We start from the raw sequence: 6,844 nt of genomic DNA, 5'->3' as shown, positions 1-6,844 counted from the left end.
ATCCTGCCGGGTGCGGTCCGCAGCCACCGGCGCTCGGAATCGCATCCGAGTAGGACCTGGGCGATGGCAACGCAGACCAGTTCAGCGTCGTTGAGGGTCCGTCGGGGGCCGCGTCTGCGGGGCCGGTCGGCCGATCGCAGGACGTCGTCGTCCAGATGGACGTAGAGTGCGGTCAGAAGGGCGTCCAGGTTTGTCTTCACACACTGATCATGGGCGCCCTTCGCCATGCCCGCCGCCGGTTCAGCAAACCCCCATCAACGATCTCAGCGGCCCGTCCGAGGCGATCCGCTCGCGCAGCGTCGGGCCCTCGATGTACTCGGTGACCAGGTAGGCGACGCCGTCCCCGGCGCCGTGGTCGAGGACCTGCGCGGTGCAGAACGAGGCGACGCGGGCGGCGTTGGCGGCCTCGCCGCGGAACCGCGCGAGGAAGCGCGGGTCGTCGGCGAGGTCCGGGCGGACGACCTTGACCGCGACGGGCCGCCCGTCCGGTGCGCGCCCGAGGTAGACCGCCCCCATCCCGCCCCGCCCGATCCGCGACTCGATCCGGTACGGGCCGACCCGTTCGGGGTCGGCGGGATCGGGCGCCGGAGGCCGAGGACCCTGACTCGCCATCCGCATCCGACCTTTCTCCGCCTGCACGCAACGTGATGACTTTGGCACAGAGCGGCCGGTTCCGCGCTCCACCCTGGCATGACCGATATTCAAGCGGAAGTCGTGAGGCCGGACCCGGCCGACGCCGTATCGCGCCCTTCGGCACGGCCTTTCCGCGGGCGGGTCAGCGGAAGTCGCGGGTGCGGACGCGGCCCGCGACGGGCAGCCGCCGCAGCCGGTGCGCGCGGACGTTCGTCACGCCGTCGGCGCGCTCCAGCCGGCCGCTCACCAGCAGCGCCTGCGCGTCGACCGCGAGGCCGCGGTGCCGCTCGAACACCGGCGGCGGGCAGATCACGTTCGCGATGCCGGTCTCGTCCTCCAGGCTGAGGAACACGATGCCGCCGGCGGTCGGCGGCCGCTGCCGGTGCGTGACGAGCCCCGCGACCAGCACGTTCGTCTCGGCGCGGACGTCGGCGAGCCGCCCGGCCGGCAGCGCGCCCAGCTCGTCCAGGGCCTCCCGGACGTGCGCGACCGGGTGCGTGCCGGACACACCGGTGGCCCACAGGTCCGCGAGGGTCTCCTCGACCGGGGTCATCGCGGGCAGCGCGGGCGCGTCGGTGCCGGGCGCGACCCCCGCGAGCTGCCCGGGGCCCGCGCCGGCCAGGGCGCCCGCCGCCCACAGCGCCTCCCGCCGCGACAGCCCGAAGCAGCCGAACGCCCCGGCCGTCGCGAGCGCCTCGAGTGCCCCCGGCGACAGCGGGACGCGCCGCGCCAGGTCCTCCATGCCCGCGTAGGGGCGGCCCGCCGCGATCGCCTCCGCCGCCTCCGTGCCGAGGTTGCGGACGCCGTCCAGGCCGAGCCGGATCGCGGGCTGCGGCTCGTCCGGCGCGTGCGGGTGCGCCGACCGGACCTCCACGGGCTCCTCCAGCGTGGGGTGGACGCCGCTGATGTTGACGTCCACGCCCCGCACCTCGACGCCGTGCCGCCGGACGTCCGCCAGGAGGCTGTTCGAGGAGTAGAACCCCATCGGCTGGTTGCGCAGCAGCGCCGCCGTGAACGCCGCCGGGTAGCGGCGCTTGAGGTAGGCGCTCGCGTACACCAGGTGCGCGAAGCTCTGCGCGTGCGACTCGGGGAACCCGTAACCGGTGAAACCGAGGATCTTCTCGTAGACGTCCTCGGCGACGTCCGGCGGGACGCCGCGCGCGGCCATGCCGTCCAGGAGGCGCCGCCGCAGCCGCTCGACCCGCTCCGGCGCGCGCTTCGCGCCCATCGCCTGCCGCAGCTCGTCGGACTCCTGCGGGGTGAACCCCGCGCAGTCCACCGCGAGCTGCATCATCTGCTCCTGGAACAGCGGGACGCCCAGTGTGCGCGCGAGGGCCTTCTCCATCAGCGGGTGCGGGCACGTCGCGGGCTCCTCGCCCCTGCGGCGGCGCAGGTACGGGTGGACGGACCCGCCCTGGATCGGCCCCGGGCGGATCAGCGCCACCTCGACGACCAGGTCGTAGAACCGGCGGGGGCGCAGGCGGGGCAGCGTCGCCATCTGCGCCCGCGACTCCACCTGGAACACCCCGACCGAGTCGGCGTCGCACAGCATGTCGTACACGGCCGGGTCCTCGGCGGGAAGGGACTGCAGGTCGTACCGGCGGCCGTGGTGCGCGGCGACGAGGTCGAACGCGTCGTGCAGCGCCGACAGCATGCCGAGCCCCAGCAGGTCGAACTTCACGAGGCCCGCGGCGGCGCAGTCGTCCTTGTCCCACTGCAGGACGCTGCGGCCCGGCATCGTCGCCCACTCGATCGGGCACACCTCCCCGACCGGACGGTCCGCGATCACCATGCCGCCCGAGTGGACGCCCAGGTGCCGGGGGAGCGACAGCATCCGCCCCGCGAGCTCCCGGACGGGCGCCGGGATGCGGTTCTCCGTCCCGACCGGGTCGCGCGGATCGACGCTCTTCGACCACGCGTCCTGCTGCCCGGGGGAGAACCCCAGCGCGCGCGCCGCGTCCCGCACCGCCATGCGCGGCCGGTAGCTGATGACGTTCGCGACCTGCGCCGTGCACTCCCGCCCGTACTTCCCGTAGACGTACTGGATGACCTCCTCGCGGCGCCGGTGCTCGATGTCGAGGTCGATGTCCGGCGGCCCGTCCCGCCCCGGCGACAGGAACCGCTCGAACAGCAGCTCGTGCCGGACCGCGTCCACCCCGGTGATCCCGAGCGCGTAGCAGACCGCCGAGTTCGCCGCCGAGCCCCGCCCCTGGCACAGGATGCCGCGGCTCCGGCAGAACTCCACGATGTCGTGGACGATCAGGAAGTACCCGGGGAACCCGAGCCCCTCGATGACGTCCAGCTCCCGCGCGATCTGCGCGTGCGCGCCCGGCACCCGCTCCGCCTCCGGCGGCCCGTACCGCTCCCGCGCCCCGTCCGTCGCGAGCCGCCGCAGCCAGCTCGCCTCCGTGTGCCCCTCCGGCACCGGCCACGCGGGCAGGCTGGGCGCCACCACCGCGAAGTCGAACGCGCACGCCCGTGCCAGCTCGACCGTCCGCTCCCGGACGCCCGGGAACCGCGCCAGCCGCGCCGCCATCTCCGCCCCGCTCCGCACGTGCGCCGCGCCGGACGCCGCGAGCCACCCCTCCATGGCGTCCAGGCTCCGCCGGGACCGGACGGCCGCGAGCGCCTGCGCGAGCCGCGCGTCCGCGCCCGGCGCCGCGTGGTGCACGTTGCCGGACGCCACCACGCCCACCCCGACGCGCGCCGCGAGCTCCGCGAGGACGTCGTTGCGCTCGTCGTCGTCCGGCATCCCGTGGTCGATCAGCTCGGCGAACACGTTCTCCCGCCCGAACACCGCGGCGAGCCGCCGCAGCTCCGCCTCGGCCGCCGCCGGGCCGCCCGCCGCGAGCGCCGCCGGGACCGGGCCCTTGCGGCACCCGGTCAGCACCGCCCACGCGCCCCCGTGGGCCCCGGCGAGCGCGTCCTCGTCGTACACCGGGCGCCCCTTGCGGCCGCCCGCGAGCTGCGCGCGGGTGATCGTCGAGCACAGCCGCGCGTACCCGTCGGGGTTCCGCGCGAGCACCAGCAGGTGCCGCCCCGCCGGATCCGGGGCCCCCGCGCGCGGGCCCGGCGACCCGAGGGTCAGCTCGGCGCCGAACACCGTCGCCACCCCGGCTTCCCGCGCGGCCCGCGCGAACGCCACCGCCCCGTACATCCCGTCGTGGTCGGTGACCGCCATGGCCTCGACCCCCAGCCGCGCCGCCTCCGCGACCAGCGCCGCCGGGTCGTTCGCGCCGTCCAGGAAGGAGAACGACGAGTGGCAGTGCAGCTCCGCCCACGGCACCCCGCCCTCGGCCCGGCGCGGGACGGCCGGTGCCGGCGCGGGCTCGGCGGGCCGCGGCGCCGCCGGCCGCCACGACAGCCGCTCCTCCAGCTCCCGCCACGGCACCGGCGGGTTGTACCAGCCGGTCATCCGCGCCCTCCGGTCATCCGCGGCCTGGTCATCCGCGGCCTAGTCATATGCGGCCTCGACGTGCCAGCGGCCGCCCTCGACGGCGACGAGGTACGCGGCGCCGTCCTCGGTCACGACCTGCAGGCGCGCCCGGCGCCGCGCCCGCTCGGGGTCCCACCACCGCTCGTCGGCGGGCCACGGCCCCGCCCACGCGACGACCGCCGCCGGGGCGCCCCCGACGACGAGCGCGGCGGGCGGCGCCGACACCGTGCGGCGCGCCGACACCGCCACGTCCGCCCCGGCCGCGTCCACCAGCCGGACGGGCACCGGCGCGGCCGGGACGACCGCCGGCGCGGGCGCCCCGAGCCGCCCGGGCCACGGGCCGTCCCGGTCGTCCGGCGGCAGGTCCCCGACCGGCACCTTCACGACCTGCTCGCCGGGCCCCCGCCCGCCGGTCAGCACCGGGCGGGTGACGGCCCGGTGCCCGAGCAGCGCCTGCACCCGGTCCGCGGCCCGCGCCACCGGGTCGGTCACCCGGCCCCACAGCGCCTCCTGCCGCCCGGTGTCGGGGACGAGCTGGTCGGGCGCGAGGTCGAGCCGCACCACCCCGCCCCACACCGCGCCGTCCTCCTCGGGCCGCCACGCCGCGAGCTGCCACCGCACCCGGTCGGCGACCGCGAGCGCCGACAGCAGCCCGTCGTGCCGCCACAGCCGCCGCGACTCCCGCCCGTCCGCGAACTCCACCGCGACCTCCAGCCGGACGCACGCCGCGCCCGCCGCCGCGAGCCCCGCGTGCAGCTCGTCCGCCAGCCGCTTCGCGGTGAACACCACCTGGTCGGCCCGTTCCGCGGGCGGGTCGAACACCGTGTGCGCCGCCAGGTCGGCGGCGCCGTCCACGGCGGCGAGCGGCCGCGGCTCCTCGCCCCGCGCGAGCCGGTGCGCCAGCGCCCCGTCCGCCCCGAACCGCGCCGCGACCCGCCCCGCGGGCAGCGCCGCGAACGCCCCGAGCGTCCGGATCCCGAGCCGCCACAGCAGCTCCGCCAGCTCGGGACGGCCCAGCACCACCGGCGAGTACGGCGCCAGGAACTCCGCCGCGCCGCCCTCCGGCACCACCATCCCGCCGTCCCCGGCCCGCGCCGCCAGCTCGGCGGCGAACAGCCCGTCGGCGATCCCGACCCCGCAGTCGTACCCGGCCTCGACCACGGCGTCCTGCAGCAGCACCCGCAGCGCCTCCTCGCCGCCGTGGAACCGCGCCGCGCCCCGGACCGGCACCGCCAGCATCCCCGGCCGCACCACCTCGACCTTGGGCGTCAGCTCCGCGACGGCCGCGACGACCGCCTCGAACGCCCGCCCCTCGGCGTCGGCGTCCCGGTCCCGCACGGCCAGCCCCGGGCACCGCCGCTGCGCGTCCCGCAGCGCCTGCCCCCGCCGCACCCCGTCGGCCCGCGCCGCCGCCGAGCACGCCGCGACCCGCCCGCCGGCGACCACCGCGCCCGGCACGGCCGCGTCGATCCCGACCGCCGTCACCGGCCAGTCCGGGCACCACACCACCAGCGCCCGGCTCACGCGACACCCCCGCCACCGCCCGCTCCCCGACCCCCCGAGCCCGCCCCGGACCCGCCGTCCCCACAGGTTCCGGCGGCCAGGGCGGTCCGGCCGGTCCCGGCGGTTCCGGTGGCCCGGCTGGTCTGGGCGGGCCGGACGGTCCCTGCTGCCTGGAAGGTCTGGGCTCTGGTGGCTCCGGCGGCCGGGGCGGTCCCGGCGGCGCCGGTGGCTTCGGAGTTTCCGGTGGCGTCGGCGGCTCGGTTGGTTGCGGCGGGCCGGACGGTCCCTGCTGCCTGGAAGGTCTGGGCTCTGGTGGTTCCGGCGGTCCCGGCGGCTGTTATGCGCGTGCCGACGGGGACGTCCTGCTCGGCTCCGGGGGCGGGGGCGCTCGGGGCGGCATCTCGCGGGCCCAGTGCAGGCGCGTCGCTTCGCTGCGGCGGGCGGTGGACGGGGGCGCCCTCGCTGACCCGGGCGGGCTCGCCGACGAGCTGGAGCGCGGGACGCGCGGTGTCCGGGGCCACCGTGCCGTCCGGGGCGGGGAGCCACAGGCGGGCGCGGCGCCCCTGCGGCGCGTCGCGGCCCTCGGCGACGACCTCGGCGCGGCGCCCCCGCAGCCGTCCGTGCCCCGCGCCGAGGCCCTCCCACGACGGCGCGTCGATGCGCAGCCGCAGCCGGACGCCCGGCCACGCGGGCGCGCCCGCCAGGGCGAGCACCGCGCCGTGCCGGCGGGCGAGCGCCGACAGCCGCCGGACGGCGGCCGGGTCCGGCCGGTCCGGCGGGCGCAGCAGCACCAGGTCGACGGCCTCGACCAAGGCCGCCACCACGTCCGCCCAGCGGTCGCCGGGCTCGTCCACCAGCAGCAGCCGCTCCGGGGCGGCGCCCATCCCGGCGGCGGCCCGCACCCCGAACGCGGGCAGGCCGACGACGCCGCACCAGCCGCCCGTCCCGTCCGCGCCGCCGTGCCGGGACGCGCCCGCCACCAGCGCCGCGCCCAGCGACGCCGCGCCGGGCCCGTCCAGGCCCGCGAGCGAGCCCGCGCGCAACCCGCCGGGCAGGACGGCGCGGAGCGCGGGCAGCACCGGCACCGCCGGCCGCGCCGCGCCCGGCGCCACGGCGTCGCGCAGCGCGGTCGCGTCGCGCAGTGCCGCCTCGGCCACGTCCGCCCCCTTCCCGTTCCCGTTCCCGTTCCCGCATAATTTCGAACACCGGTTCGATCGATGTCAAGTTTACGCAGGTCACGCGATGGTTCTGGGGAGGCCGCAAAGCCCTGCG

Annotated in this window: 4 protein-coding genes and 1 pseudogene; all 5 read right to left on the bottom strand. The window is 78.1% G+C overall.

Features of this window, described 5'->3' with window-relative positions; genetic code table 11:
* Window positions 1–200, bottom strand: a pseudogene (locus H505_RS51290) (IS982 family transposase); the annotation flags it as partial.
* Window positions 201–240: 40 nt separating this feature from the next.
* On the bottom strand, window positions 241–612 hold the full coding sequence (locus H505_RS0132285) for a protein kinase family protein (protein WP_211238608.1): 372 nt from the start codon (window positions 610–612) through the stop codon (window positions 241–243).
* 163 nt (window positions 613–775) lie between these two features.
* Complete coding sequence (locus H505_RS0132280) at window positions 776–4,048, bottom strand: error-prone DNA polymerase (RefSeq protein ID WP_026405258.1); 3,273 nt, start codon at window positions 4,046–4,048, stop codon at window positions 776–778.
* A gap of 39 nt (window positions 4,049–4,087) precedes the next feature.
* The gene (locus tag H505_RS0132275; protein ID WP_034520947.1) at window positions 4,088–5,593 is read right to left on the bottom strand and encodes a DNA polymerase Y family protein; all 1,506 of its coding nucleotides are present in this window, start codon (window positions 5,591–5,593) and stop codon (window positions 4,088–4,090) included.
* A complete protein-coding gene (locus H505_RS52570) occupies window positions 5,590–6,729 on the bottom strand; it encodes a serine/threonine-protein kinase (RefSeq protein ID WP_281173501.1) in 1,140 nt (379 codons plus the stop codon). Before H505_RS52570 ends, H505_RS0132275 begins: the two co-directional genes overlap by 4 nt.
* Between the last annotated feature and the right edge of the window lie 115 nt (window positions 6,730–6,844).

This window comes from Actinomadura rifamycini DSM 43936, assembly GCF_000425065.1.
Classification (GTDB): domain Bacteria; phylum Actinomycetota; class Actinomycetes; order Streptosporangiales; family Streptosporangiaceae; genus Spirillospora; species Spirillospora rifamycini.
Note: the sequence above shows the minus strand (reverse complement) of the source record. Positions and strands in the feature narration are given on the sequence as shown.